This is a genomic window from Providencia sp. wls1914, assembly GCF_009706645.1.
GTDB classification, from domain to species: Bacteria; Pseudomonadota; Gammaproteobacteria; order Enterobacterales; family Enterobacteriaceae; genus Providencia; species Providencia zhijiangensis.
Genome location: NZ_WLUN01000016.1, coordinates 955,216 through 980,971 on the forward strand (window position 1 = coordinate 955,216; position 25,756 = coordinate 980,971).

Consider the following 25,756-nt stretch of genomic DNA (forward strand, 5'->3'; position numbering starts at 1 on the left):
CATGCCCGCTGATTTGAAAGAATAAAAAATTAATTCATACTGTTAAACCAGTTAATGAGCTCCTGCCGAGTTCGAGAAGGTAATACTTCACTATGGCAACCCTCAATAGCCGCAGCCAATCCAATCAACTGTTTTACACTTGGTATCAGCTTCCCATGCTGTTTTAATTTCAAGAAGCACGCTTTAGCACCTATCATAATGAGATCTTCTGCATGGAAAATCCCAATCTTCCCAAGTGCCCTCTCCATTGCCATATTCATATTTGGCAAGTCCTTGATGCGTACCGCCGCCGACTCTCTTTGTTGAGTTTCTTCCATGGCTGAACGGTACGCTAATTCAATGATGTGACTCAATATTAATGGGTCACACCAAGCCTCTTCCGGAAGTTGGTAGTAGCGCATCTCTAACGGGATGCCTCTTTTACTGTATACCAACCGCTCAAACCCAACTGATTCAAAATAACTACGAGAAAATAGGCATCCACGAACATAAAATTGCCCATCCAGTACCAGTCCCACAAGTGCATTATCAATACACAAGCAATATCCACCAAAGTGGTTTTTCTTTTTCAGTGCACCAAACTGACCCAAAATTTGCTGTAAAAGGGAACTTCTTTCATTTTGTAATGACACTTTTCCATCTCCTTATGAATAAAAAAAATACAATCGTCCTTGAAGCTCAAGCAATAAAAAAACAACTGTTTTTACATATAATTATGCTTAATTGATTTTAAAGTTTCAGTTAAAAATGCCAAGTATAACTCGCATAAAAACCACAAAGTTGCGAAGCGCTTTGTAAAAATAGCCTTGATATTGTATAAATATACAGTTACTGTATGTTCATACAGCACTTGTCTCCATGTAATATTGTAGCGAGGTGAATTATGAGTATCTATTCTTGGAACAACGCAGCGGAACATTCTCTTAATCATTTTACTAATGATAGCTTCACGCATGACCGTCTTACGCATGGCAATTTAAGCGATGCAAACTCAACAATGAGTTTTGCAAATGGCTTAATGCAGCAAGGTATGGTGAGCGAGTTAGTTTATAACGAGCAACATCCAATTATGGATTACATCTTGCTACCCATGTTGCGCCAATTCGGTATTCAATCACGTTGGCTATTATGGTTGAGCCCAGATAAAAAACTGAGTAAACACTGGTTAGAACAAGCCGGTTTACCCGTTAATAAAATCATGCAACTTAATCAAGTTAATTCAATTACGACCATTGATGCCATGGAAAAAGCATTAAGAAGTGGTAATTACAGTGTCGTATTAGGATGGTTGCCAGAAATAAACGAGCAAGATTTTGTTCTTTTACAAAATGCAGCAGAAGCAGGTCATTCGATGGGATTCATTATGAGGCCAGAAAAAACATATAATACAAGCTCAGCGGATATTAGACATCAAAACCTTTTAAAGATTCACTCCAATAACATTCACTAAACAACAATAAGATTTTTCTTACGAAATTTTACATTCATAAAGATAATTATAAATAAAAAACACTTAAATACTTTAAAATCAATTGGATACCTTTATTAACAACAAAATGAGTAATATATTTATCTCTCTGATTTCAACGGCAAAAAAAGACTTTTTTTAACCTTTATTGCTTACCATACTTGTATCTTTTGGAGTTCGTTGTAGACTTTAGCCTGTTAAGCTTATGACATTATTTTTTTACTTTTCGTAAATTTTTGTGGATAATGTCAGCTGAACCTAGCAATTAAATTGAACCAATGGCAAATAATAAGGCTCACGAAGCCAAGCCAATATTGGATGATAACGAGGCGTAAAAATGAAAAAGACAGCTATCGCGGTAGCAGTGGCAGTGGCAGCGTTTGCAACTGTTGCACAAGCAGCTCCAAAAGATAACACTTGGTACACTGGTGGTAAATTAGGTTGGTCTCACTACGAGCACGCTAAATTTACTGATAGCAACGATGAGACCGTTGGTACTGGCAAAAAAACTCGTGACCAATTAGGTGCGGGTCTGTACGCAGGTTACCAATACAACCAGTACATGGGCTTCGAAATGGGCTACGACTGGTTTGGTAAAATGAAGTACAAAGGTGACAACGCAGGTAGCGTTTCTTCAATGGGTGTTTCTCTGACTACTAAACTGAGCTATCCAATCATGGAAGACTTAGACGTTTATACTCGTCTGGGTGGTATGGTTTACCGTACAGAAGCTAAAGTTAACGCTCTTGGTAAAGAAACTGACACTGGCGTTTCTCCAGTTTACGCACTGGGTCTTGAGTATGCTATCACTCCAGAATTAGCTACTCGTTTAGACTACCAGTGGGTTAGCCGCATGGGTGACAAAGACAACATCGGTGTTAGCCCAGACAACGGCATGCTGAGCGTTGGTCTTGCATACCGTTTCGGTCAAGAAGCAGCTCCAGTTGTTGCTCCAGCAGTAGTTGCTGAGCCAGCAGCTCCAGTTGTTGAAAACAAACGCTTCACTCTGCGTTCAGACGTTCTGTTTAACTTCAACAAAGCAACTCTGAAACCAGAAGGTCAGCAAGCACTGAACGAACTGTACAACGAACTGAGCAATATCGACCCAACTCAAGGTCGCGTGCTGGTAGTTGGTTTCACAGACCGTATCGGTTCACAAAACTACAACCTGCCACTGTCACAAAAACGTGCTCAGTCAGTAGTAGACTACTTAGTATCTAAAGGCGTTCCAGCAAGCGCAATCGCTGCTGAAGGTCGTGGTAAAGAAGATCCAGTAACTGGTAACAAATGTGACGCAGTTAAAGGCCGTGCAGCTCTGATCGAGTGTTTAGCGCCAGACCGTCGCGTTGAAATCGAAATCCAAGGTACAACTGAAGTTGTAACTCAACCAGGCGCTTAATTTATAGCCCTAGTTTGAATTTCGAACTGAACATAAAAAGCCCCAATTTATTGGGGCTTTTTTTCATCCTCAGAAAGAAAGATCGTCACAATCTTCTATTTGGTCAACTAAAGATCGTTACTCTTTCTCCGACTTACCTAAGATCGCTTGAAGATCATGCTTCAATAAGCTCATTTGGCTCTCATACTTATCTTTATGTTCCGCATCTTCAATTAGCTGAATAATTGTCTCTGATAAAGTTTTATTCCGTTTTACTGCCAAATTAGATAGTCGTTGCCAAACCGAATAATTTAAATCGATCGACTTTTTCCGAGTATGTGGATGCTCAGCATTAAAGTGTCGTTTGCGACGCGCACGAATACTCTGTTTCATACGGTTATCCAATTGAGGGGACATATGATCTGCAATCCACTTCAATACATCCACTGGCGTATTTTCCAGCTTTAACAGCTGCTCAATTGCCTCTTGCTCCGCACTTCTTTCTATATATCGGGTAATAGGCTCCCCACTTCTCGCTTTATTGACTAGATATTCCCATTTCCAGCCACATTCAAGATTTTCAAGTTGCTGATATTTCATATTTTTTCCCGAAGAAAATCGTACCTATCATTATATTAGCAATAATATAGGAAAAATGCTCAAGGTGGATTTTATTTAATCGATTATCTATTGATTAACACAAAGAAAATAACAGTAAATAAAAAAATAGTGTACAATTCGCATCCACACGTTAACAAACCACTAAAATCGCATGTCCACTTTTGAACACATACTTCTTATCTATGGGATTGGAGGAGTATGTTCAGCGTTATTCGCCCTGCTAGTAACCAAAGATCCTAGTTTTTGCATGAGATTATTGAGCGCGCTTCTGATTGGCTTTACATGGCCACTGAGTTTACCCGTTGCCCTCATGTTTTCTTTATTCTGACTCGATATTTCGACAAATATTGCTGCAAGATTAGCGCTCAGAGGCTAATATAACACTCTTAAGCCGAAGATATTTTAAGGTAATAAATTAGCCTGAAATTGTATATAAAACAGACGGTACAGAAATAAACTCAGGCACATGCGACCTGCTGATTGGCAGGCATTTATTGATAACCATACTAATAGCAGATAATTATAGTGATCAGTCAAGAATTAACATGGCAAGGCCTAACTCCTAACTTATCGTCTTTTCAGACAAAATTTGTCTCTTCAGCGTCGTTGACTCCATCAACACTGGCTGATATTCAACCAAGATTATTCGATGGGATGCAGCATTTCATTCGTGAATATGCTCAAACGCGCTTTATGTTCATCAAGTCTGACGAAAGTGAAGAGTATCTCAAACTATTTACTGACACTATCACCCCGCTATTGGATAAAACCCAATCTATCAATGGTGATTATCAATTATCTGAAGATAAGCAACGATATCAGTGGCAAAACGATGTTACCGGTCGTTTTTCCTCACATGAAAAAATTGCTTACCGCCACTGGATTGAACCCGAACAGCTGTTTGGCTATATCACGCCAAATCAAAATTTAGTCCCAGGTTTACTACACCAAATTAACGGTGGAGTCCTCATTATTTCTGCAACTGCATTGGTCACTCAGCCATTAATGTGGACACGTCTAAAAAATATGGTGACTCGCCGTCAATTAGAGTGGCTGCCACATAGTGAAAATCAAACACTACCAATTGAAATTGAGCCTCAGCCGCTTGAACTTAAAGTGATTGTTGTCGGTGATAGACTCATATTAGAAGAATTTGAATTTGCAGCTCCTGAGCTGTTTGATTGTTCAATATATGCAGAATATGAGCCTCTCATGTTTTTCGAAGACGAAGAACAATTAAGCTTATGGATGAATTTCATTAAATTCATAGTGAACAGTAATCAGCTACCTGAAATTGCAGCTGACGGCTGGCCTGAGTTTATTTTGCAAGCGACACGTTGTTGCGAAGATAAATATAATTTACCTCTTGATATTAATTGGTTAACTCGCAAATTAACCAATGCAGCTCAATACGCTAACGAAGGGCATTTAACGGCAGAATCATTCTCTCAAGCCGAAGAAAATCGTTTATGGCGCCATTCCTTCCTTGTTGAGCGTAATCAAGACGACATTCTGCAAGAGCAAGTTTTGATTAAAACTGAAGGGGAAGTTGTCGGGCAAATTAACGGGTTATCCGTCTTACAGTATCCTGGCTACCCTGACGCAATTGGTGAACCATCACGGATCACCTGCGTAGCACATCTGGGCGATGGTGAGTTTACTGACGTCGAGCGCAAGGCAGAATTAGGTGGCAATATTCATGCAAAAGGCATGATGATTATGCAAGCATACCTTAACTATGAATTAAAATTAGAGCAGCCGCAGCCCTTCTCTGCCTCTATTGTATTTGAACAGTCTTATGGTGAAGTTGATGGTGATAGCGCATCATTAGCTGAACTGTGTGCCTTAATTAGCGCATTATCATTGCAGCCTATCGACCAACAAATTGCCGTCACTGGCGCTGTTGACCAATTTGGCTATGTTCAACCTATTGGCGGCGTTAACGAAAAGATTGAAGGATTTTTTGATATCTGCGATAAGCGTGAGCTCACAGGTAATCAAGGTGTCATCATCCCAATGTCTAATGTGCGCCATCTATGCTTGAAACAAGAAGTTATCGAGGCAGTCAAAGAAGAGAAATTCCATATTTGGCCTGTCGAACACGTTGCTCAAGCAATTTCTATCCTAACGAAACAACCTTACTTTGAACAACAAGTAGAAGGTGATAACGTACACTTGTTAGCTTTAATTCAAGAACGCATAAACCAAGCAAATTCACCGGATAAGTCTAGATTACCTTGGTTTTTAAAGTGGATGGGCTAAGTAAAGATTGAGTAAATATTTGCTGATCGGAGTTGTTCAGCGTACAAGTGTAAGCTATTCTGTTGACCTACACATAATAAAGGCTATCTGAAGATCATGGTTGATAAACGCGAATCCTATACGAAAGAAGATTTAGAGGCTTCTGGAAGAGGCGAATTATTTGGGGAAAATGGTCCTCCATTGCCATCAGGTAATATGTTGATGATGGATCGCATCATCAAAATGACCGAAGATGGCGGTACATTTGATAAAGGCTACGTTGAAGCTGAACTGGATATCAATCCAGATTTATGGTTCTTTGGTTGCCACTTCACGAATGACCCTGTTATGCCTGGTTGCTTAGGCCTTGATGCTATGTGGCAACTGGTTGGTTTTTACCTCGGCTGGTTAGGCGGCGAAGGTAAAGGTCGTGCGTTAGGTGTTGGTGAAGTGAAATTCACTGGACAAGTATTACCGACCGCAAAAAAAGTCACTTACCGTATTAATTTTAAGCGCGTGATTAACCGTAAGTTAATTATGGGATTAGCGGATGGTGAAGTACTGGTAGACGGCAAACTGATTTATGCTGCAACAGACCTGAAAGTCGGCTTATTTAAGGATACAAGCGCGTTCTAATCGCGGCTTGCCTTAAATGCAAACCTCCGCAAATGCGGAGGTTTCTAATTTTTTGGGGATTATATTAAATTATGCGTTGAATAATTTCCGCAAGTTAATCTAATTATCCTCGTGAATGACCAATTAAACGGCTACTGCCGCTCTGTCCTCCATCGCTTTTCGCCAACCACCTAGCCAATGCGAACGGGCATCTACAGCCTGATAAGGACATAACTCTTTGGAACGTCCAGTTAAACCTGCTTGATAACCTCTGGATAACGCTCTTTCTAAACGGTCTCGCTTCTGTCTTTTCATGCCTTACTTCCCTCATCATTTAAATGGAAAAGAAAACAGCATCTATTTTTGTTAATAGATACACTATACAAATAACGCCCGTCCATAAGAAATGCAAGTAAAGAATTTCATATTATTGTCATAATTATGATAAATGTGACCTACATTTCGAGATAATCACAACCTACTGATATTCAAATGATTAAAAATAAATTCATTATTTATCAGTTAATTAAGTTTTTTAATATCCTCTTTTTGAATTGTAAAATAACAAAAAAATGCACTACGTTTTACGGTAGTGCATTCATTTCACAACAAAATCATTATCAAATTATGGTTTGCTTATCTCTTGGGCAATATCTGCCGCCACTTTTTGCCAACCACTCGCTAATGTTCTGACTAATTCAGGATAACCATCTTCTTGCTGTTCTAATTGGATATCAAAGTTGCGGCGTACAACTTTGTTGCCACGCATCAATGTCCAAAATCCCTGCACTAACACTTTCCCATCATAACGACCGTTAAATGCCGTTAGAGTGATATCTAACGTTTCAGGTGAGTTCTGCAAAGGTTGTAAAGAGATAAATCTATCTGGCAACGCAGAAGATAGCTCACGCACCATTGATTGCCCCAATTGCTGCTCTAACGGACTAGCCCATAAATGCGCACTTGCGTTTGAATAAGCCACATCGGACGTTTGATAAGTGATCCCGTTTGATGTCAGCACATCCGCCAGCGTAATACGCTGCAGCCAGATTTGGCCTTTATCCATCACGGCCACAGATTGAACTTCAGGGGCCTTCATAGGTAATTGATAGTACATTTTCTCTGGGCTGCTACTACAAGCCGCCAGTAAAAAAACGCCTATGGCTAATAGATATCTCATTATTTTTTCACTCCTTTAGGCACAACGTCCTTACTTGGCTCAGCTTCAAATACGAGTGCATTGCTCTTATTATTCAGCGTACGCAGTAGTGGTTGTACTTCACGCAGTACTTGATCTAAACGCTGCATATCATCAACCATCTTATTATAAGCTGGTGAGCCCGGTTGGAAGCCTTGCATGGTTTTGTTCATCTCTTGCAGTGATTTTTGCATATCAGTCGGCAAGTTTTGGAACTCTTTGCTCGACAACAACTTATTCAACTGCGCGAACATCACATTCGCTTCTTGAACCAGTTTTTGACCTTCAGCCAATGTTTGAGTTGTTTGCTTTAACATAGGCTCAATTGGCATATTGTTGATTTTATCCAGCACGGCGATCACTTTCTGTTGGATCTGCGCTAAACCACCACTGTGTGTTGGAATAATTTTATAGCCTGCAATCACATAAGGGCCTTTATACTCTGGTACATCTGGAATAAAGTCGAGGTCGATATACAGTGCACCCGTTAATAAATTACCGGATTTTAACGAGGCTCTTAACCCATTTTTCATCGCCAGATTCAGTTCATTTTTCAAGTTAAAGTCTTTACCGACATCCTTAGAAAAACGCTCTGGTTCGATATGAATAAGAACAGGAATGCGGAAGTTATTATCCAGTGATTGATCCAGACCCGCTGTATAGAATGGCACTTGTGCCACTGTACCTAAGCGAATGCCGCGGAATTCGACTGGTGCCCCCGGCTGTAAACCGCGCACAGAGTCAGAGAAGAACAGCACAAAATCTTGATATTTGGTATATAGAGAATCTTGAATGCTGGTAGGATTATCAAAGAGTTCAAATTCTGCATTCTCTTTTACACCTTCACCTGGTACCCAGCCATCAGGGACATCAAAACTCACACCGCCAGTCAATAATGTCGCCACTGACCCCATGGAAACGTGGACGCCTTGGGAGGACATATCAAATGCAATACCGCTATCTTTCCAGAAACGCACATTTGTGCTGATCAGCTTGTCATATGGCGCGTTAATAAATAGCTGATAACGCATATCGCGTTTATCCATATCAAAATTACTGGTTTCAACGGAGCCAACACGATAACCACGGAATAATACAGGGTCGCCAGCATTTAACTGCCCAGCTTTGTCACTGGTTAAAATAATGCGTTTACCTTTGGCATCTGGCGAGGCTAAAGGTGGAGTATCTAATAGCGTGAATTCAAAGTGTTCTTTTTTAGCCACGCCCGGTTGTAATTCAATATAAGCCCCGGATAACAGAGTACCTAGCCCTGTTACCCCATCACGGCCAATCGTGGGTTTCACTATCCAAAAGGCAGAATCCGAGCGTAGTAAGCCTTCCATTTCAGGATTCAAGCGCGCTTTAATAATCACGCGGCTAAAATTAGCATCGAGGGTGACGCTTTCAACCACCCCAATATCCACGCTACGACTTTTAATTTTGGTTTTACCTGCTTCAACCCCTTCCGCACTGTAAGTGATTAGCGTCACTTCTGGACCTTGATGGCTGAAATGGTAAAACATGATCCAAGCACCGATGAGTAGAGTCACAATCGGGATCACCCAAACCGGTGACCAGCTCTTTAACTTACTCACTTTAGCATTGGCCTGTGGTGTTTCTTGATCTGTCACCCTGCGGCTCCTTCTTGTTCAACAGTCTTAACTGCATCTCTCTTTTCACAACGATCCCATGTTAAGCGAGGATCAAATGTCATTGCGGCAAACATCGTTAAAATCACCACTACACCGAAGAATATCACCCCTTGCGCCGGTACGATGCTCATCAGTTGCCCCATTTGAACCAGTGCAGTCAAAATGGTAATCACAAACACGTCGATCATTGACCAGCGACCAACATACTCCACCAGCTCATAAATAAAATGCATTCGATGAGGATCACGGTTACCAAACCCTTTAGAGTCGAGGCATAGCCACGCTATACCAATCATTTTTAAGGAAGGCACCATAATACTGGCAATAAAAATAATCATAGCGACAGGGAATGAACCATCTTCCCAGAGAAGAATAACCCCATCCATAATTGTTGACGGTAGCTCACTGCCTATCGCATTTGTTGTCATCACTGGCAGAACGTTTGCGGGAATATAAAGCAAAATAGAAGTTAACAATAATGCCAAAGTCCACTGCAAACTTTGCTTTTTACGTACGCTACCATGGGCATGGCAACGCGGACATTCATGTTGGTCTGCTGGCAAAATTGCCGTACAAACTAAACATAAACGCACATCTTGGCTAATCCCTGTTTGCCCAACAATCAGCGACTTATTGAGTTTGGGCGCCTCTTCAATTCGGTTCCATAACCAATGTCGATCTAGGCACTGAAACGCTCGCACTTGCATCATACAAAATGCACAATAAGGGAGAAAACTCATCCCAATGCCAATATCACCATAAGCAATTAACTTAACAAAACTAACTAATACCCCCGCCAAAAAAATCTCCGCCATACACCACGATTTCATCTGAAAGAGAATTCGGGTTATAAGCACTTTTATTGATTTGGGAAGGTGAACCCGCAGTCCTAACAAGATGATAGTCACCATGCAAAACGCGGGGATAATCAAAGAAAAGAGGAGAAAAAACAGCGCTAAGCCGCTGTAACGCGTCCCCATAATAATCTCGATGATTTGAAACATGGAGATTTCATTTTCAATGCCTGCTGCACTCATTTTTACAAATGGGAAAAGACAGGCAATCACCAGCATAATCAATGCACTAAATGCATATGCTGCGGGTTGCCTGTAAGGATAACGCCATTTGGATATGAGTGTTGTTTCACAACGCGGACATGTGGCTTTACTACCTTGTTCCAATTCAGGAACAGCAACCATCATGTCGCACTGTGGACAGAGCACATGTTCATGGGGCTCATGAGAACACAAGGTGTTTTCTCTCCTTTTGATTCAAGCCGTCATATCAACCGTTTTTCAACAGCTCTAGCTCCTGCCAACGATCAAACGCCTGTTCTAACTCTTGTTCTTTAACGGCAAGTGCAGTCAATGCTTGCTCAGTCACATCATGTGGCTGATTAAAGAAATCTGCATCGCCAATTTGTGCTTGAAGAGTTTCAATTTCCCCTTCAAGTTGCTCTAATTTCGCCGGTAATTGCTCTAATTCACGCAATAAATTATAGCTAAGTTTATTTGCACGTTTAGGGGCTTCTTTTGGCTTAGCCTCTTTTTCTGACGCAGCTACTTTACTGGTTTGCTCCGATTTCAGACGTACGGTTTGTGCTCTTTGCTGCTGAGCATCTTTATAGCCACCTACAAAGCGGTTAATTTCGCCGTTACCTTCGAAAATCCAGCATTCTGTTACGCTGTTATCCACAAATTCCCTATCATGGCTAACTAGTAAAACGGTACCTTGATACCCATCCACCAGCTCTTCCAGTAACTCCAATGTTTCAACATCGAGGTCGTTGGTTGGTTCATCGAGGATCAGTAAGTTACTTGGTTTTAAGAACAAACGCGCTAATAATAAGCGGTTACGCTCACCACCGGATAACGCTCTTACAGGCGTCATCGCACGTTTTGGCGGGAACATGAAGTCTTGCAGGTAACCCAGTACATGACGAGGTTTACCATTAACCATGACCTCTTGCTTACCTTCTGCAAGGTTATCCATCACGGTTTTGTCTGGGTCAAGTGCAGCGCGGTGCTGGTCGAAATATGCAACTTCAAGTTTAGTCCCACAGTGAACGCGTCCACTATCTGCTTGCAAATCACCGAGCATTAAACGTAACAGTGTGGTTTTACCACAACCGTTAGGTCCCACCAATGCAATTTTATCGCCACGCATCACTTGCGCAGAGAAATCCTTCACTAAAACTTTATTATCAACTTGATAATTAACGTTTTCTAACTCAAATACAATTTTGCCGGAACGCGCGGCTTCGCCCACTTGCATACGAGCAGTACCCATTACTTCACGACGCTCTGAGCGTTCTACTCGTAATGCTTTCAGCGCACGAACACGCCCTTCATTACGGGTACGGCGCGCTTTGATCCCTTGTCGGATCCAGGCTTCTTCCTGTGCTAATTTGCGATCAAACTCCGCATTTTGCATCTCTTCAACACGCAGCGCTTCTTCTTTATTGATCAGATAATCATCATAATTACCCGGCCAAGATGCGAGCTGACCGCGGTCTAAATCGATAATACGGGTCGCCATATTACGAATGAAAGAACGGTCATGGGAAATAAAGACGATGCTACCTTGAAAATCTTTCAAAAAGGTTTCTAACCATAAAATGGTTTCAATATCCAAGTGGTTCGTCGGCTCATCTAAGAACAGCACGCGAGGATTGCTGACCAAAGCACGTCCTAATGCCGCTTTACGTAACCAACCACCAGATAATGAAGATAACTCTGCATCTGCTGGTAAGCCCAGTTTCTTCAGGACATCGTTAATACGCGAGTCTAATAACCAGAGATTTAAGTTATCCAGAACTTCTTGAAGATCTGCCAGCTTATTTAAGTTTTTCTCGCTTGGATCAGATTCCACCAGCTTAGCAACGTGGTGATAATCTTTTAAATATTGTGCTTGTTCAGCAACACCTTCTGCCACAAAGTCAAAAATAGTGCCTTCTACATTACGCGGCGGATCTTGCTGTAAGCGAGCAACAATCAAATCTTGTTCATAAGTTAATGAACCATCATCCAGTGGCTGCTCTTTCGTCAAGACACGCATCAAGGTCGATTTCCCTGCCCCGTTGCGACCCACTAAACAGACACGTTCATTATCTTCAATATGAATTTCAGTATTGTCTAACAGCGGCGCATCACTAAACGCGAGGTATGCGCCCGATAAATTAATTAAAGCCATTAATTCTGTTCCTTACTCTGCGTGGCTAATTAACCAGCAGTTGTGAATTTGACGGTTACGTGCGAAGTCTTCTGACAGTGTCTTAGCGGTGATTTCTTGTGCTTTTAAACCAAGTTCAGTCAGTGCTTCGAGATCCATTTTGAATCCGCGCTTGTTGTTGGAGAACATCACGGTTCCACCACGACGCAGCATGCGTTTCAAATGGGTGATTAATTGCACATGGTCACGTTGAACGTCAAAGGTTCCATCCATGCGTTTCGAGTTTGAGAACGTCGGTGGATCGATGAAAATCAAGTCAAATTGCTCATCGGTATTGGCTAACCAATTCAAACAATCCGCTTGCATTAGACGGTGCTGACGACCTGTAAGCTGGTTGGCTTGCAAGTTTTTCTCTGCCCACTCTAAATAGGTACGAGACATATCTACAGAGGTTGTGCTCTTCGCACCACCAAGCCCTGCATGGACGGTGGCAGTACCGGTGTAACAAAAGAGGTTTAGGAAGTCCTTACCACGGCTCATTTCACCTAACATGCGGCGAGCAATACGGTGGTCGAGGAATAACCCAGTATCCAGATAGTCAGTTAAGTTAACTAACAATTTAGCGTTATATTCATTCACTAAGAAGAAATCATCTTTCTGCGCTAATTTTTCGTACTGTTGTTTACCCTTTTGACGCTGACGGGTTTTCAGTACTAATTGATTCGACGTTAACTCAAGGACATTCATTGTCGCGGTGATCACATCGAACAAGCGCTGACGCGCTTTTCGCTCATCAACGGTTTTTGGCGGTGCATATTCTTGAATAACCACTTTGTCGCCATAAATATCCACGGCCACATTGTATTCAGGTAAATCCGCATCATACAGACGGTAGCAATCGACACCTTGCTGCTTCGCCCATTTCGCCAATTTCTTCTGATTTTTACGTAAACGGTTAGCAAAATCTGGGGAAATCTCCGCAATGGTTTCTGATGGCGTTTCCGCTAACTGATAGTTTTTCTGTACGCAATCTAATGGACCATTTTTCGCTTTAAATTCACGTTCAGAACGTAATTGTAAGCAACTTAATAATTCAGGAGATGCGCTGAAAATCGATAAACGCCAGCCTGGGAAACGTGCTTTAACAATACGACCAAATTGGCTATGTAATGCGATTAATGCCGGTTCACTTTCTAGACGTTCGCCGTATGGCGGGTTACTGATAATGGTTCCCTTGATATCCGTTTTGACTGGGTTTTCCAGCGCCGCAGCATCACCATGATTGAAAGTGATTAAATCTTGCAATCCTGCACGACGAGCATTGGCACGCGCCATATCCAGCACACGCTTATCAATATCAAAACCATAGAAGCGGGAAGTGGTATCTTTCAAGCCTTGACGGAAACGTACCTGAGCTTCAGTAACAACTTCACGCCATAATTCAGGGTTATGTTTCAACCATGCATTGAATCCCCAATGCTGGCGATACAAGCCCGGCGCTCTATCCGCTGCAATCATTGCCGCTTCAATTAATAGAGTCCCTGAACCACACATAGGGTCGACCATCGGGGTATTTTTCTGCCAGCCCGAACGGCCAATAATTGCTGCCGCTAATGTCTCTTTTAGTGGTGCTTGACCCGCTAAATCGCGATAGCCACGAATGTGCAGTGAATCACCACTCAAGTCCAGTGCCACGCTTGCGCGTTCTTTATTTAGGTAAACGTTAATGCGAATATCGGCTTCTTGGCGAGCAACATTCGGGCGTTGGTCTAACTTACGCACAAAGCTGTCGACGATGGCATCTTTCACTTTTAATGCACCGTATTGGCTATTACGGATCTCTTCGTTGGTTCCCGTGAAATGCACTACAAATGTGTCATTCACATCGAAGATTTCAGACCAATCAATCGCTTGGACACCCAGATATAAATCAAGGTCACTATAGACATCAAAATCATTCAGCGGTAATAAAATACGGGATGCCAGTCGACTCCACAGCAGACTTTGATACATCACACGGTCATCAGCCTGAAAATAGACGCCCCCTTGTGCCACTTTGCACTGGCTAGCGCCTAGCGCTTCCAATTCAGTTTTCAGTAGTTCTTCCAGGCCTCGAGCTGTGCTGGCAAACAGAAAATTCATAGTATTTATTACCGATTTCGATGAAAAATTGTTGCGCATTATAGCTAATCTCATGCACTTGTCATAAAGTTGCTGCACAACAATTATAGGATTAAAAAATGATTACGCTTTCGCGCCTGTATACACACCCAGTCAAGTCAATGAGGGGCATTCGTCTATCTCATGGTTACGCTGATATCAGCGGATTGACGTTTGATCGTAACTTTATGGTCACCACATTAGAAGGTAAGTTTATCACTGCGCGTAAATATCCGCAGATGTTATTATTTACCCCGGCTATGCTCAATAATGGGCTTTATCTAAAAGCACCTAATGGTGAAAGCGCCACCGTATTGTATCAGGACTTTAATGAGAAACAGAGTCCTACAGAAGTTTGGGGCAATCATTTTCATGCACTTATTGCACCCGATGAGATAAATAGTTGGTTAAGCAGCTTTTTTGACGAGCCAGTCCAACTGAGATGGCTAAGTCCTGAATTATCTCGTCGAGTCAAAAAGCACCAAGACATTCCCTTATCTTTCGCCGATGGCTACCCATTTTTACTTATCAATGAAGCCTCCGTACAAGAGCTACAACGCCGCTGCCCAGCCAGCGTAAAACTCGAACAATTTCGCGGTAACTTAATTATTACCGGTGCTAAGCCGTTCGAAGAAGATAGCTGGAAACGCATTCAAATTGGTGATGTGATCTTCACTTTAGATAAACCTTGTAGCCGCTGTATTTTGACCACCGTCAGTCCAGAGAAAGGGATCAAACACCCACACGCAGAACCGCTCGCTACGCTGCAAACTTTCCGTATGGATGACACTGGTGATGTGGACTTTGGGCAAAATGCATTAATTGAAAATACGGGGATCATCCGCGTAGGAGATACTCTCACCGTATTAGAAACTAAACAGCCAAAACAATATCCATTACGCGATAGAGAAGCCCCTGTTATCCAGACCACAAAACCGACTCCAACTGCCGTGAATTTGGTTTTTGAAGAGATAGAATATATCGGAAACACAGAGCATGTGATCCTTGAACAGCTTGAATCTCACGGGCTTTCAATCCCTTATTCATGCCGTGCAGGAATTTGTGGACGTTGCCGAATTTCACTGCTTGAAGGGGAAGTCACTCCACTAAAACAAAGCGCTATCAAAGATAATGGGGATATTTTGGCTTGTAGCTGTATTCCAAAAACTGCGCTCAAACTTGCATTTAATCAAGCCGATTAAATAGAAATAAAGCCTCAACTAAGAAAATAATTTTTTAGTTGAGGCTCTTAATTAAAGATAAATTCTTCCCATATTCTTCAGCTACATTTATCGTATAAATTTTATCATGCCTATTTTTTCATTTTATTTATTTTGCATGGAAAACTTTATTCCGTATAAAAGCAATCAAAATACGAATATGATCATCAGTGATCAATTACATGGCATTTCCATATAATAGGCGCTTGGTTTTCGACTGATAATGCATCATCCGATCATTCATGATCTTAATTGGATCACAGAATCGCAAAGTACGATCCGGTAATTCTAATGATGCTTCTGCTAATAAACACAAGCTTGCTGAATGACCCGCTTCTGCAATAATAAATGTTGAATAAACATTGCTATTTTCTAAGCACACTTGAATTAACTGACCGCGTTCTGGTGCACTCATAAAATGGAAACTGGAAAAATACCAACTTTTTGGCATTTGGGGCTTTAAAAAGCGGTAAGCAACTAGGCTATTTAAGACTAATTCCGCTCTCTCTTCATAACTAATATTTAATCTCTTGGCTTGCTCATCAAATAAATAAAACTCTGCTGCATCTTCAATACTAAAAGGCATTTCATTTTGTGCAGAAACAGTCAACATTTTAGCTGGAAAACAAGACCGAAATATCATGCCGTTGGCGAGATCTAACATCACTCTGTCATGGTCACGATCAAAATACCAACGCCAATGATCATCAGGTTTAATATTCATAAACGATCCTTTAGCGATGTTATAAGCAAATAAGCTTTGTTTGGATCCTTTATTAAGATCCCTTTAAACATATCTCTGTTATATCCTAAAGCTTAAAAGAAAAAGATACACGACAGACTGATCAATATAAGCAAACATCAATGTCGACTTTTTAATAACGAATTAATCAGATGAGCGTGAACTATATGTCGCACAACTACACGTATAACTTGTCATTTAATGGATATAATTTATGTTCAATCTTAATATAGGATAAAAGGGGGAATAAATAAACCCCCTTGTATAATTAATCACCATTTTTTTAGATGTGATTAACAATATCCTTTATTAACTTTGGTCCGTGGTAAATAAAACCAGAATAAATTTGGACTAATGATGCCCCTGCTTCCATTTTTTCTCTGGCTGCAGTTAATGAATCAATACCGCCAACACCAATAATTGGTAACTTTCCATTTAATTCACGGGAAATAAGTTTAATGACTTGGGTGCTTTTTAATTGTACCGGACGACCACTTAAACCACCCGCTTCATTACAGTAATTTAAACCTTGAACTAAAGAGCGATCCAATGTGGTGTTCGTCGCAATAACGCCATCAATATTATGTCTCACTAAACTGTCAGCAACTTGCACAATTTCTTCTTCAGTTAAATCCGGTGCAATTTTAACCGCAACAGGAACATATTTCTGATGGAGTGATTGCAGTGCTAATTGCTTCTCTTTAATACCACTTAATAAATCATCCAGCGCTTCCCCATATTGTAATGTGCGTAATCCAGGGGTGTTTGGTGATGAAATATTAATCGCGATATACCCTGCGTGGGCATACACTTTATCCATACAAATTAAATAATCGTCTTTACCATGCTCAACGGGCGTATCTTTATTTTTACCAATATTAATCCCGATAATCCCGCCGTAAGTTGATTTTTTAACGTTCTCAACCAGGTTATCAACCCCTTTATTGTTGAAACCCATGCGGTTAATAATCCCTTCCGCTTCAACAACTCTGAATAATCTTGGTTTGTCATTTCCATCTTGAGGACGTGGTGTAACGGTTCCAATTTCGACAAAACCAAATCCCATTGCACCAAACGCATCAATGCACTCGCCATTTTTGTCGAGTCCTGCGGCTAAGCCTAATGGATTTTTAAAGGAGAGTCCCATACAGGTAACGGGTTTGGTTGCAATGGATTGACGAAGAAGGAATTGGAGAGGAGAGTGGTTTAAACGCTGAAGCTGACGAAACGTTAATTCATGGGCCTTTTCAGGGTCGAGCTGAAACAGTGCCTTTCGGGCAAGGTGATATAACATAGCTATTAACCTACTTTCTGTCTAAGTACGATTGAATATGCATTTCTCTACACGACACACTCAAACTCAGCGCGTGCAAAAATACCCCCAAACCTGTTTTACCAAATAGGGTTTGTGAGTATACAAGTGAGATTGGCTTGATAAAACGGCACATATGCTACCCCAACTGTGGGGTAATAATCCATGAAAATATCACTAAAAGTGCTAATTGTTTTGATCTTCTACCATAAAAAAGCCCTTAGACTCGAAAATCTAAGGGCTTACATGCATTTATTCTAAGAATTAACGGCCTACTATCCTAAGAATTAACTTTCTAGCGCTTTGGTTATCTTCTCAAACAGATCCCCAGAGAGATTTTCTAACCCTTTCAGTTTTTCTAGAACCTCGCGCATTAAACCTTGGCGCTTCGCATCATAACGTTTAAAACGGATTAATGGCTCAATTAATCGCGATGCCACTTGCGGGTTACGGGTATTCAGATCCACTAAGATCTCATACAGGAATTGATAACCGCTGCTATCTTCCGCGTGGAAGTTCACTGGATTACCCGCCGTAAATGAACCCACTAGTGCACGGACACGGTTCGGGTTAGTCATGCTAAATGATCGATGATTTAATAATTCACGGACTTTTGCCAGTGTGTTTTTAGCTGGATTGGTACCTTGCAGCGTAAACCATTTGTCCATCACCAAGCCATCATGGTGCCAGCGATCATCAAAATCTGCCATAAGCGTTGCATGACATGGCAAGCCCGCTTCGTTTGCAGCGGTTAATGCCGCGAGTGAGTCCGTCATATTATCCGCACTGCGGTATTGCGCTTCTACCAGCTTATTCGCCAACTCACGGTCGTCCGCTGCCGCTAAATATTGCAAGCAAGTATTACGCAGTGAACGCAGCGCAATATCTCCGTGATCAACACGATATCCATCAATATTAATCGAGCGATAGACCGTTAAGAACTCATCGTGCATTTCATTCGCTAGCGTTGAGTGGATAAAATCAATCGCGTTATGGATTGCCACTGGATCAATAACGGCAAACAGCTCCGCAATTTCATTTTCTGAAGGCAGAGTCAAAATTAAAGCCGCTAATGCAGGGTCAATATTGTCACTGAGCAATACAGCGCGGAATGCATCCACAACATGCTCAGGCAAAACTAGCGCTTCCCCTTTATGCAGTTTTTCTACGTTAATTTTGGCATAGTTATTAATTAGTTGCTGCGCTGCATCCCAGCGAGAAAATTCATTGCTCGCATGCTGCATTAAAAATGCCAGTTGTGCATCCGTATATGGATAATCCAGTTTTACTGGCGCAGAAAATTCACGTAATAAAGAAGGCACCGGGCGAGAAGTCACATGGTCAAATACAAAACTTTGTGACGCTTGAGTGACATTTAAGACTGAGTTCACCAAACTTCCATCACGTTTAAGCGGGATCACCGCACCATCTTCACCATACAGTTCGATATCCAATGGAATATGCAGAGGCTGTTTTTCTGCTTGGTCGGCAGTTGGTGGCGTCATTTGGCTAACATGCAGCGTATATTGTTGCTTCTCTGGCGAGTATTCATCACGAACGGTCAGCACTGGCGTTCCTGATTGGCTATACCAGCGACGGAATAGGGATAAATCCACATTCGATGCATCTTCCATCGCCTGTACGAAATCATCACACGTTGCTGCGCTGCCATCATGGCGATGAACATACAGCTGGATCCCAGCTTGGAACATCTCTTCTCCAAGCAAAGTGTGGATCATGCGGATGACTTCAGATCCTTTTTCATACACTGTTAGTGTATAAAAGTTGTTCATTTCGATCACTTTTTCAGGTCGGATCGGGTGAGCCATCGGGCTTGCATCTTCTGCAAACTGCGCCGCACGCATCACTTTGACATTATTAATACGGTTAACTGAACGTGAGCCTAAATCAGAGCTAAATTCCTGATCACGGAATACGGTCAACCCTTCTTTTAAACTTAATTGGAACCAGTCACGGCAAGTAATTCGGTTGCCTGTCCAGTTATGGAAATATTCGTGACCAATCACAGATTCAATATTCAGATAATCTTTATCGGTGGCGGTTTCGCTTTTTGCTAAAACGTACTTCGAGTTAAATACGTTCAGGCCTTTATTTTCCATTGCGCCCATGTTGAAGAAATCAACAGCAACAATCATATAGATATCAAGGTCATATTCTAAACCGAAACGCTCTTCATCCCATTTCATTGCATTTTGCAGGGATTTCATGGCCCATGGCGCACGGTCTAGGTTGCCTTTATCAACAAACAGCTCTAAGGCAACTTTACGACCAGTACGAGTCACAAACTCATCACGTAAAACATCAAAGTCCCCTGCGACCAATGCAAATAAGTAACTTGGTTTCGGGAATGGGTCTTCCCATTTTACCCAATGGCGGCCATCTTCCAGTTCACCTTCCGCGATGCGGTTACCGTTAGAAAGTAAATAAGGATAGCGGGATTTGTCTGCTGTAATTTTGGTGGTGTAACGCGCTAAAACATCAGGGCGATCTTGGTAATAAGTAATGTGGCGGAAACCTTCAGCCTCGCACTGAGTACACAAAGCTTCGCCAGAAACATATAAACCTTCTAATGCACTGTTTTTCTCAGGGCTAATCTCATTAACAATACTCAGTGTAAACGCATCTGGTAGCGATTCAATGATAAGCTTGCCGGATTCTTCTTTATAGTTTGTCCACGCTTTACCATCGACTTCAAGGCTAATAAGAGTTAAATCTTCACCAAATAATTCTAAGGTAGAAGATTGCGGATTAAGGCGTTTTACCTTACTGATAGCGGTCACTTTGGTTTTGGCGGGATCAAGGTCAAAATCAAGGGATATTTCTGTAATTGTATAATCAGGTGCTTGATAATCTTGACGATATTTCGCTTGTCTTAACTGAGTCATAGGTAACCTTTTTATTCGTTATATCCGTGTCATAGTCTCTTTCTACTGTATACAATACTATAAGATGAACTAATGTGAATCGACTTGAGAAACATTTTCATCACAAATTGCGATGTTTTTCTATTATTCCCCATCAAATTTATGAGAGTAGTATCCAACTTTGTGGGCGAGCGGTTTGCCTGTTGGTGCTATAGATCTATTAAATCTAAATTTACATGTTAGTATCATTCGGTGATTATTGTTCTGAGTATGTTATCGAACAGTAAATGAAGATTCGTTTAGAATAATGACCACGTTGAACGCGTTTAACTCAACAGTTAATTGGGTGGATTAAAGTTGAATTATCTTCCAACAACATACAGATAGAATAAAACTTCTATCTTTTGTTAAAGCGGGTATACTTTTTCAACTTTAACGATTTAGCAATTAGTCAGCTCCGCGAGGAACTCTGCGCGCATGAATTTAGACGTAACACCGATTATTACATCACTGCTGGATACCGATGCTTATAAGCTTCATATGCAGCAAGCCGTTTTTCACCGCTACAACCAAGTTCCCGTTGTCGCTGAATTTCGTTGCCGTAGCAGTGATATTTTAGGTGCCTATGCCAATGAGATTGAACAACAGATCCAATTGATGGCACAGCTTTCTCTTTCGGATGATGAATATCAGTACCTACGTACTCTGCCCTTTTTCACCGAAGATTACCTTTCGTGGCTGAAAACATTCCGCTTTAATCCTAAGCAAGTTGTTGTCAGCATCGCTGATAATGGCCAACTGGCCATGCGCATCAGTGGTCCATGGCGCGAAGTGATTATGTGGGAAGTGCCACTGTTAGCGTTAGTGAGTGAAATTGTTCAACGTGACAGACACCCTACCATTACCGCTGATGATGCCGTTAACCAACTGCACAAGTTACTGGGACTGTTTTATCAAGAAGCCAGCGAACGCCAATTGAATCTATCCGGTTTTAAATTGATGGATTTCGGTACTCGCCGCCGTTTTTCCTATGAAGTGCAAGCGGCTATTGTGGGCATGCTCAAGCAAGAATTCCCTTATTTAGTGGGAACCAGTAACTACAAATTGGCTCGCGAATTGGGCTTAATGCCTGTCGGTACTCAAGCACATGAGTGGTTCCAAGCTCATCAACAGATAAGCCCTGAACTCGCCAATAGCCAACGTGAAGCCCTACAAAGCTGGCTAGATGAATACCCAAATCATCTAGGTATCGCCCTCACCGACTGTATTACGATGGATGCTTTCTTACGTGATTTTGACCGCGAGTTTGCTAATCGTTACCAAGGCTTACGCCACGATTCTGGGGATCCTATTGAATGGGGTGAAAAAGCCATTGCCCATTATCAGAAATTGGGTATTGACCCACTGAGTAAAACATTGGTGTTCTCCGATAATTTAGACCTGCAAAAAGCCTTAGAGCTATACCACTATTTCCATAAACGGATCAATTTAGTGTTTGGCATTGGCACAAGGCTCACTTGCAACATTCCGAATGTGGTTCCGATGAATATTGTGATCAAGCTGGTAGAATGTAATGGCAAACCCGTTGCTAAATTATCCGATAGCCCCGGAAAAACCATCTGTGAAGATGATGAATTTGTGAATCAGCTACGCAAAGCCTTTGACCTTCCTAAAATGGAAAAAGCCTGCTAAAAACAAATTAATAACCCGATAGCGATTTTTTACTTGTTTCCTGCCAAATGGCAAGTAACATAGCAGATTACCCCTGAAATATGGGATTTCGGAAAAGATGTCGGGTTATCGCTTTTTCTTATCGTGAGTTTTCTTCTTATATAGTGTTTCTTCGTAAACCCTTAAGCAGTCAACCCCAATAACGCATACCCGTCATCTCATATCGTTAATATTATTTAAAAGAGAGTAATTTTTATGATCGTTGCGCCTGTAGTCGATGTACTGCAAGGCCGTGTGGCGGTGGGCTCTGAAGTCACCGTTCAAGGCTGGGTACGTACAAGGAGAGATTCAAAAGCTGGTTTTTCTTTCCTCGCCGTTTATGACGGTTCATGCTTTAACCCATTACAGGCTATCATCAATAATAATTTATCTAATTATAATGACGAAGTCCTGCATTTAACCACAGGCTGCTCTGTGGAAGTCACCGGTGTCGTGACCGAATCTCAAGGTCAAGGTCAATCTTTTGAATTGCAAGCAACGTCCGTGAAAGTCGTTGGTTGGGTTGAAGATCCTGACACTTACCCAATGGCAGCCAAACGCCACAGCGTTGAGTTTTTACGTGAAGCCGCTCACTTGCGCCCACGCACTAACTTAATCGGTGCTGTTGCACGTGTTCGCCACACATTAGCACAAGCTCTGCATCGTTTCTTTGATGAGCAAGGTTTCTTTTGGGTATCTACCCCACTCATCACAGCATCAGATACTGAAGGTGCGGGTGAAATGTTCCGTGTTTCTACACTGGACTACAACAACTTGCCGCGTAATGACAAAGGCGAAGTGGATTTCAGCGAAGATTTTTTCGGTCGCGAAGCCTTCTTAACAGTTTCTGGTCAGTTGAACGGTGAAGCTTATGCCACTGCATTAAGCAAAATCTACACCTTTGGCCCAACTTTCCGTGCTGAAAACTCCAACACCAGCCGCCACTTAGCTGAATTCTGGATGTTAGAGCCTGAAGTGGCATTTGCTAACTTAGATGACATCGCCGGTCTGGCTGAAAAAATGCTGAAATATGCATTCAAAGCAGCATTAACAGAGCGTCGTGATGACCTTGAATTCTTTGCTGAGCGTGTTGATAAAGACGTGATTAACCGTCTGGAACGTTTTGTGAATTCTGATTTTGCACAAGTTGACTATACAGATGCAATCAAAATCCTCGAAACCTGCGGTCAGAAATTCGAAAACCCAGTTTACTGGGGGGTCGATATGTCTTCTGAGCATGAGCGTTACTTAGCTGAGCAACACTTTAAAGCGCCAGTGGTGGTTAAAAACTACCCGAAAGATATTAAAGCTTTCTATATGCGCCTTAATGAAGACGGTAAAACCGTTGCCGCGATGGACGTCTTAGCCCCTGGTATTGGCGAAATCATCGGTGGTTCTCAGCGTGAAGAACGTTTAGATAGACTGGATGCACGTTTAGAAGAAATGGGCATGAATAAAGAAGATTACTGGTGGTATCGTGATCTGCGCCGTTACGGCACCGTGCCACACTCCGGTTTCGGTCTTGGTTTTGAGCGTTTAATTGCTTACGTCACTGGCGTCAGCAACGTACGTGAAGTGATCCCATTCCCACGTACCCCAAGAAACGCGGCATTCTAATGCCAATTGCCCATCATATGGCTTAAATGGTTTTTCATATCGGGTCACTAAGTGGCCCGATATTTTTATCTCTACTGTTTATTACTAACTATTAGCCCTGACTGAATATTTTGAGAGCACTGTCACAGTTTTCCTGTTATTGCCCTATTTTTTGCTTTTTTATTAACGATTCCTATTCCGACTAAGAATAATCTGCTTTAAGCGTGTTGCCATTCTTATTTGTCAGTACACTTTTCCCTCATCAATGAATGATATCGCTCGAAAAAAGTTCAATTTGTCTTTCAAAAAAGTTCCCTCTTTTTTGTAAAATTTTTTAAACTGGTAGGATGAGTGGTTATTTTTTACTCTATTTTTTACATTTAGAAACACCTTGTTACCATTTGTTTCAGAATCTTCGTTTTTGTAGCATTTTGGGGGTAGATAAATTTATCTACCAATGGAACACTGGACGCCGACTAAAGACGACACTAATCTCTCATAAATAGTTCAAAAGAAATTTATGGATTATTTTTGGCAGTGGCAGGTGTCCGAATAACACCAATGAGGGTAATAATAATGATGAAACGCAATATTCTTGCAATGGTTATCCCAGCTCTGTTAGCTGCTGGTGCAGCAAACGCAGCTGAAATCTACAACAAAGACGGCAACAAATTAGACCTGTACGGTAAAGTTGACGTTCGTCACTACTTTGCTGATGCTCGTGTTAGCGAAGGTAGCAACGCTAAAAGCCAAGACGGTGACGATTCACGCGTTCGTTTAGGTATCAAAGGTGATACTCAAATCACTGATCAGCTGACTGGTTTTGGTCGTTTCGAGTGGGAAACTAAGACCAACAAAGGTGAAGCAAACCCAGAAAACAAAAACCGTTTAGCTTACGCTGGTCTGAAATTCAAAGATTTCGGTTCTTTCGACTACGGCCGTAACTACGGTGTTATCTATGACACGAACGCATGGACCGACGTTTTCCCATTATGGGGCGGCGACACCATGGCTCAAGCTGACACGTTCATGACTTCACGTAACCGTAACTTAGCAACTTACCGTAACAATAACATGTTCGGTTATGTTGATGGTCTGAGCTTCGCGCTGCAATACCAAGGTAAAAACGGCGACCAAAACAAATCAGGAACTAAAAACGTTTACGAAAATAACGGCGACGGTTACGGTTTCTCTACTGCGTATGACTTAGGTTGGGGCGTGACTCTGGGTGGTGGTTACTCTAACTCTTCCCGCACACCAAACCAAAACACTACTACAAGTGGTGCAACTGGCGAACGTGCTCAAGCATGGAACGTTGGTGGTAAATTCGACGCTAACAATGTTTACTTAGCAGCAATGTACGGTGAAACACTGAACACTACTCGCTATGGCAGCACTGATACCATCGCTAACAAAACTCAAAACGTTGAATTAGTGGCTCAATACCTGTTCGACTTCGGTCTGAAGCCATCTTTAGGTTATAACCAATCCAAAGGTAAAAACCTGAACATGTATGGTGCAGATAACCACGATTTAGTTAAATACATCTCTGTAGGTTCTTACTACTACTTCAACAAAAACATGTCTGCAGTTGTTGATTACAAAATCAACCTGTTAGATGAAGATGAATTTACTAAGAAAGCTGGTATCAGCACTGACAACGTAGTTGGTCTGGGCTTAGTTTACCAATTCTAATTATCAGTTAACTGATAATCTGAAAACAGTAAATCATGTTTTTGAAAGCAGCGCTCCGGCGCTGCTTTTTTATTGCTCGCATTTTATTCCCC

At 41.7% G+C, this 25,756-nt stretch carries 17 protein-coding genes and 3 pseudogenes; 9 read left to right on the forward strand and 11 right to left on the reverse strand.

All coding sequences use genetic code 11. The annotated features are described in order from the left end of the window. Window positions 1–29: 29 nt before the first annotated feature. Window positions 30–632, reverse strand: a complete 603-nt coding sequence (locus tag GKR74_RS15315) for a TfoX/Sxy family DNA transformation protein (RefSeq protein WP_181478311.1) — start codon at window positions 630–632, stop codon at window positions 30–32. Between the two features lie 251 nt (window positions 633–883). Here GKR74_RS15315 and sulA point away from each other — a divergent pair, with 251 nt between their 5' ends. Both sulA and ompA read left to right on the forward strand, forming a co-directional pair. Then, the gene (gene sulA / locus GKR74_RS15320; RefSeq protein ID WP_154604224.1) at window positions 884–1,450 is read left to right on the forward strand and encodes an SOS-induced cell division inhibitor SulA; all 567 of its coding nucleotides are present in this window, start codon (window positions 884–886) and stop codon (window positions 1,448–1,450) included. A 355-nt stretch (window positions 1,451–1,805) separates the two neighbouring features. Then, window positions 1,806–2,867 carry a porin OmpA gene (gene ompA / locus GKR74_RS15325; protein ID WP_154604225.1) on the forward strand — a complete coding sequence of 354 codons (1,062 nt, stop codon included), beginning with the start codon at window positions 1,806–1,808 and terminating at the stop codon, window positions 2,865–2,867. 117 nt (window positions 2,868–2,984) lie between these two features. Here ompA and matP read toward each other — a convergent pair whose 3' ends face one another. Further along, complete coding sequence (gene matP / locus GKR74_RS15330) at window positions 2,985–3,446, reverse strand: macrodomain Ter protein MatP (RefSeq protein ID WP_154604226.1); 462 nt, start codon at window positions 3,444–3,446, stop codon at window positions 2,985–2,987. Between the two features lie 172 nt (window positions 3,447–3,618). On the opposite strand from matP, the pseudogene GKR74_RS15335 reads away from it, so the two are divergent. The 3 genes and pseudogenes from GKR74_RS15335 (at window position 3,619) to fabA (ending at window position 6,344) form a co-directional block, all read left to right on the forward strand. Next, window positions 3,619–3,843: pseudogene (locus GKR74_RS15335) on the forward strand (GhoT/OrtT family toxin). 149 nt (window positions 3,844–3,992) lie between these two features. Continuing rightward, window positions 3,993–5,729, forward strand: coding sequence for a Lon protease family protein (locus GKR74_RS15340; RefSeq protein WP_336431343.1), 1,737 nt, complete (start codon window positions 3,993–3,995; stop codon window positions 5,727–5,729). A gap of 96 nt (window positions 5,730–5,825) precedes the next feature. Then, window positions 5,826–6,344: a bifunctional 3-hydroxydecanoyl-ACP dehydratase/trans-2-decenoyl-ACP isomerase gene (gene fabA / locus GKR74_RS15345; protein WP_036951692.1), complete on the forward strand. Its 519-nt coding sequence runs from the start codon at window positions 5,826–5,828 to the stop codon at window positions 6,342–6,344. 123 nt (window positions 6,345–6,467) lie between these two features. Here the strand turns inward: fabA and rmf are convergent, their stop codons facing one another. The 6 genes and pseudogenes from rmf to rlmKL all read right to left on the reverse strand — a co-directional run bounded on the left by rmf (window position 6,468) and on the right by rlmKL (window position 14,486). After that, complete coding sequence (rmf, locus tag GKR74_RS15350) at window positions 6,468–6,638, reverse strand: ribosome modulation factor (RefSeq protein WP_036951696.1); 171 nt, start codon at window positions 6,636–6,638, stop codon at window positions 6,468–6,470. 310 nt (window positions 6,639–6,948) lie between these two features. Then, entirely contained in the window at window positions 6,949–7,503 is a 555-nt protein-coding gene (gene pqiC / locus GKR74_RS15355; RefSeq protein ID WP_154604227.1) for a membrane integrity-associated transporter subunit PqiC, read from the reverse strand. Then, window positions 7,503–9,152, reverse strand: a complete 1,650-nt coding sequence (gene pqiB, locus GKR74_RS15360) for an intermembrane transport protein PqiB (RefSeq protein ID WP_336431353.1) — start codon at window positions 9,150–9,152, stop codon at window positions 7,503–7,505. The genes pqiC and pqiB overlap by 1 nt, the downstream gene beginning before the upstream one ends. Before the next feature lie 35 nt (window positions 9,153–9,187). Beyond that, window positions 9,188–10,423: pseudogene (gene pqiA, locus GKR74_RS15365) on the reverse strand (membrane integrity-associated transporter subunit PqiA); the annotation flags it as partial. Between the two features lie 37 nt (window positions 10,424–10,460). Next, a pseudogene (locus GKR74_RS15370) lies at window positions 10,461–12,365 on the reverse strand (ABC transporter ATP-binding protein); the annotation flags it as partial. A gap of 12 nt (window positions 12,366–12,377) precedes the next feature. Next, complete coding sequence (gene rlmKL, locus GKR74_RS15375) at window positions 12,378–14,486, reverse strand: bifunctional 23S rRNA (guanine(2069)-N(7))-methyltransferase RlmK/23S rRNA (guanine(2445)-N(2))-methyltransferase RlmL (protein WP_154604230.1); 2,109 nt, start codon at window positions 14,484–14,486, stop codon at window positions 12,378–12,380. A gap of 98 nt (window positions 14,487–14,584) precedes the next feature. On the opposite strand from rlmKL, the gene GKR74_RS15380 reads away from it, so the two are divergent. Then, complete coding sequence (locus GKR74_RS15380) at window positions 14,585–15,706, forward strand: YcbX family protein (RefSeq protein ID WP_154604231.1); 1,122 nt, start codon at window positions 14,585–14,587, stop codon at window positions 15,704–15,706. Window positions 15,707–15,902: 196 nt separating this feature from the next. Here GKR74_RS15380 and GKR74_RS15385 read toward each other — a convergent pair whose 3' ends face one another. The 3 genes from GKR74_RS15385 to pepN all read right to left on the reverse strand — a co-directional run bounded on the left by GKR74_RS15385 (window position 15,903) and on the right by pepN (window position 20,684). Then, window positions 15,903–16,448, reverse strand: coding sequence for a cell division protein ZapC (locus GKR74_RS15385; protein ID WP_154604232.1), 546 nt, complete (start codon window positions 16,446–16,448; stop codon window positions 15,903–15,905). A gap of 301 nt (window positions 16,449–16,749) precedes the next feature. Beyond that, window positions 16,750–17,760, reverse strand: a complete 1,011-nt coding sequence (pyrD, locus tag GKR74_RS15390) for a quinone-dependent dihydroorotate dehydrogenase (RefSeq protein ID WP_154604233.1) — start codon at window positions 17,758–17,760, stop codon at window positions 16,750–16,752. 305 nt (window positions 17,761–18,065) lie between these two features. Further along, window positions 18,066–20,684 (reverse strand): aminopeptidase N, encoded by a 2,619-nt coding sequence (gene pepN / locus GKR74_RS15395; protein ID WP_154604234.1) that lies wholly within the window; start codon window positions 20,682–20,684, stop codon window positions 18,066–18,068. 456 nt (window positions 20,685–21,140) lie between these two features. On the opposite strand from pepN, the gene pncB reads away from it, so the two are divergent. The 3 genes from pncB (at window position 21,141) to GKR74_RS15410 (ending at window position 25,664) form a co-directional block, all read left to right on the forward strand. After that, complete coding sequence (gene pncB / locus GKR74_RS15400; RefSeq protein ID WP_154604235.1) at window positions 21,141–22,355, forward strand: nicotinate phosphoribosyltransferase; 1,215 nt, start codon at window positions 21,141–21,143, stop codon at window positions 22,353–22,355. A 234-nt stretch (window positions 22,356–22,589) separates the two neighbouring features. Further along, entirely contained in the window at window positions 22,590–23,990 is a 1,401-nt protein-coding gene (gene asnS, locus GKR74_RS15405) for an asparagine--tRNA ligase (protein ID WP_036951723.1), read from the forward strand. A gap of 555 nt (window positions 23,991–24,545) precedes the next feature. Next, on the forward strand, window positions 24,546–25,664 hold the full coding sequence (locus tag GKR74_RS15410; protein WP_304654038.1) for a porin: 1,119 nt from the start codon (window positions 24,546–24,548) through the stop codon (window positions 25,662–25,664). Window positions 25,665–25,756 lie beyond the last annotated feature (92 nt).

Coding starts and splice junctions, on each gene's coding strand:
- sulA (WP_154604224.1), top strand. CDS start 884: ATGAGTATCTATTCTTGGAACAACGCAGCGGAACATTCTCTTAATCAT.
- ompA (WP_154604225.1), top strand. CDS start 1,806: ATGAAAAAGACAGCTATCGCGGTAGCAGTGGCAGTGGCAGCGTTTGCA.
- matP (WP_154604226.1), bottom strand. CDS start 3,446: ATGAAATATCAGCAACTTGAAAATCTTGAATGTGGCTGGAAATGGGAA.
- fabA (WP_036951692.1), top strand. CDS start 5,826: ATGGTTGATAAACGCGAATCCTATACGAAAGAAGATTTAGAGGCTTCT.
- rmf (WP_036951696.1), bottom strand. CDS start 6,638: ATGAAAAGACAGAAGCGAGACCGTTTAGAAAGAGCGTTATCCAGAGGT.
- pqiC (WP_154604227.1), bottom strand. CDS start 7,503: ATGAGATATCTATTAGCCATAGGCGTTTTTTTACTGGCGGCTTGTAGT.
- rlmKL (WP_154604230.1), bottom strand. CDS start 14,486: ATGAATTTTCTGTTTGCCAGCACAGCTCGAGGCCTGGAAGAACTACTG.
- GKR74_RS15380 (WP_154604231.1), top strand. CDS start 14,585: ATGATTACGCTTTCGCGCCTGTATACACACCCAGTCAAGTCAATGAGG.
- GKR74_RS15385 (WP_154604232.1), bottom strand. CDS start 16,448: ATGAATATTAAACCTGATGATCATTGGCGTTGGTATTTTGATCGTGAC.
- pyrD (WP_154604233.1), bottom strand. CDS start 17,760: ATGTTATATCACCTTGCCCGAAAGGCACTGTTTCAGCTCGACCCTGAA.
- pepN (WP_154604234.1), bottom strand. CDS start 20,684: ATGACTCAGTTAAGACAAGCGAAATATCGTCAAGATTATCAAGCACCT.
- pncB (WP_154604235.1), top strand. CDS start 21,141: ATGAATTTAGACGTAACACCGATTATTACATCACTGCTGGATACCGAT.
- asnS (WP_036951723.1), top strand. CDS start 22,590: ATGATCGTTGCGCCTGTAGTCGATGTACTGCAAGGCCGTGTGGCGGTG.
- GKR74_RS15410 (WP_304654038.1), top strand. CDS start 24,546: ATGATGAAACGCAATATTCTTGCAATGGTTATCCCAGCTCTGTTAGCT.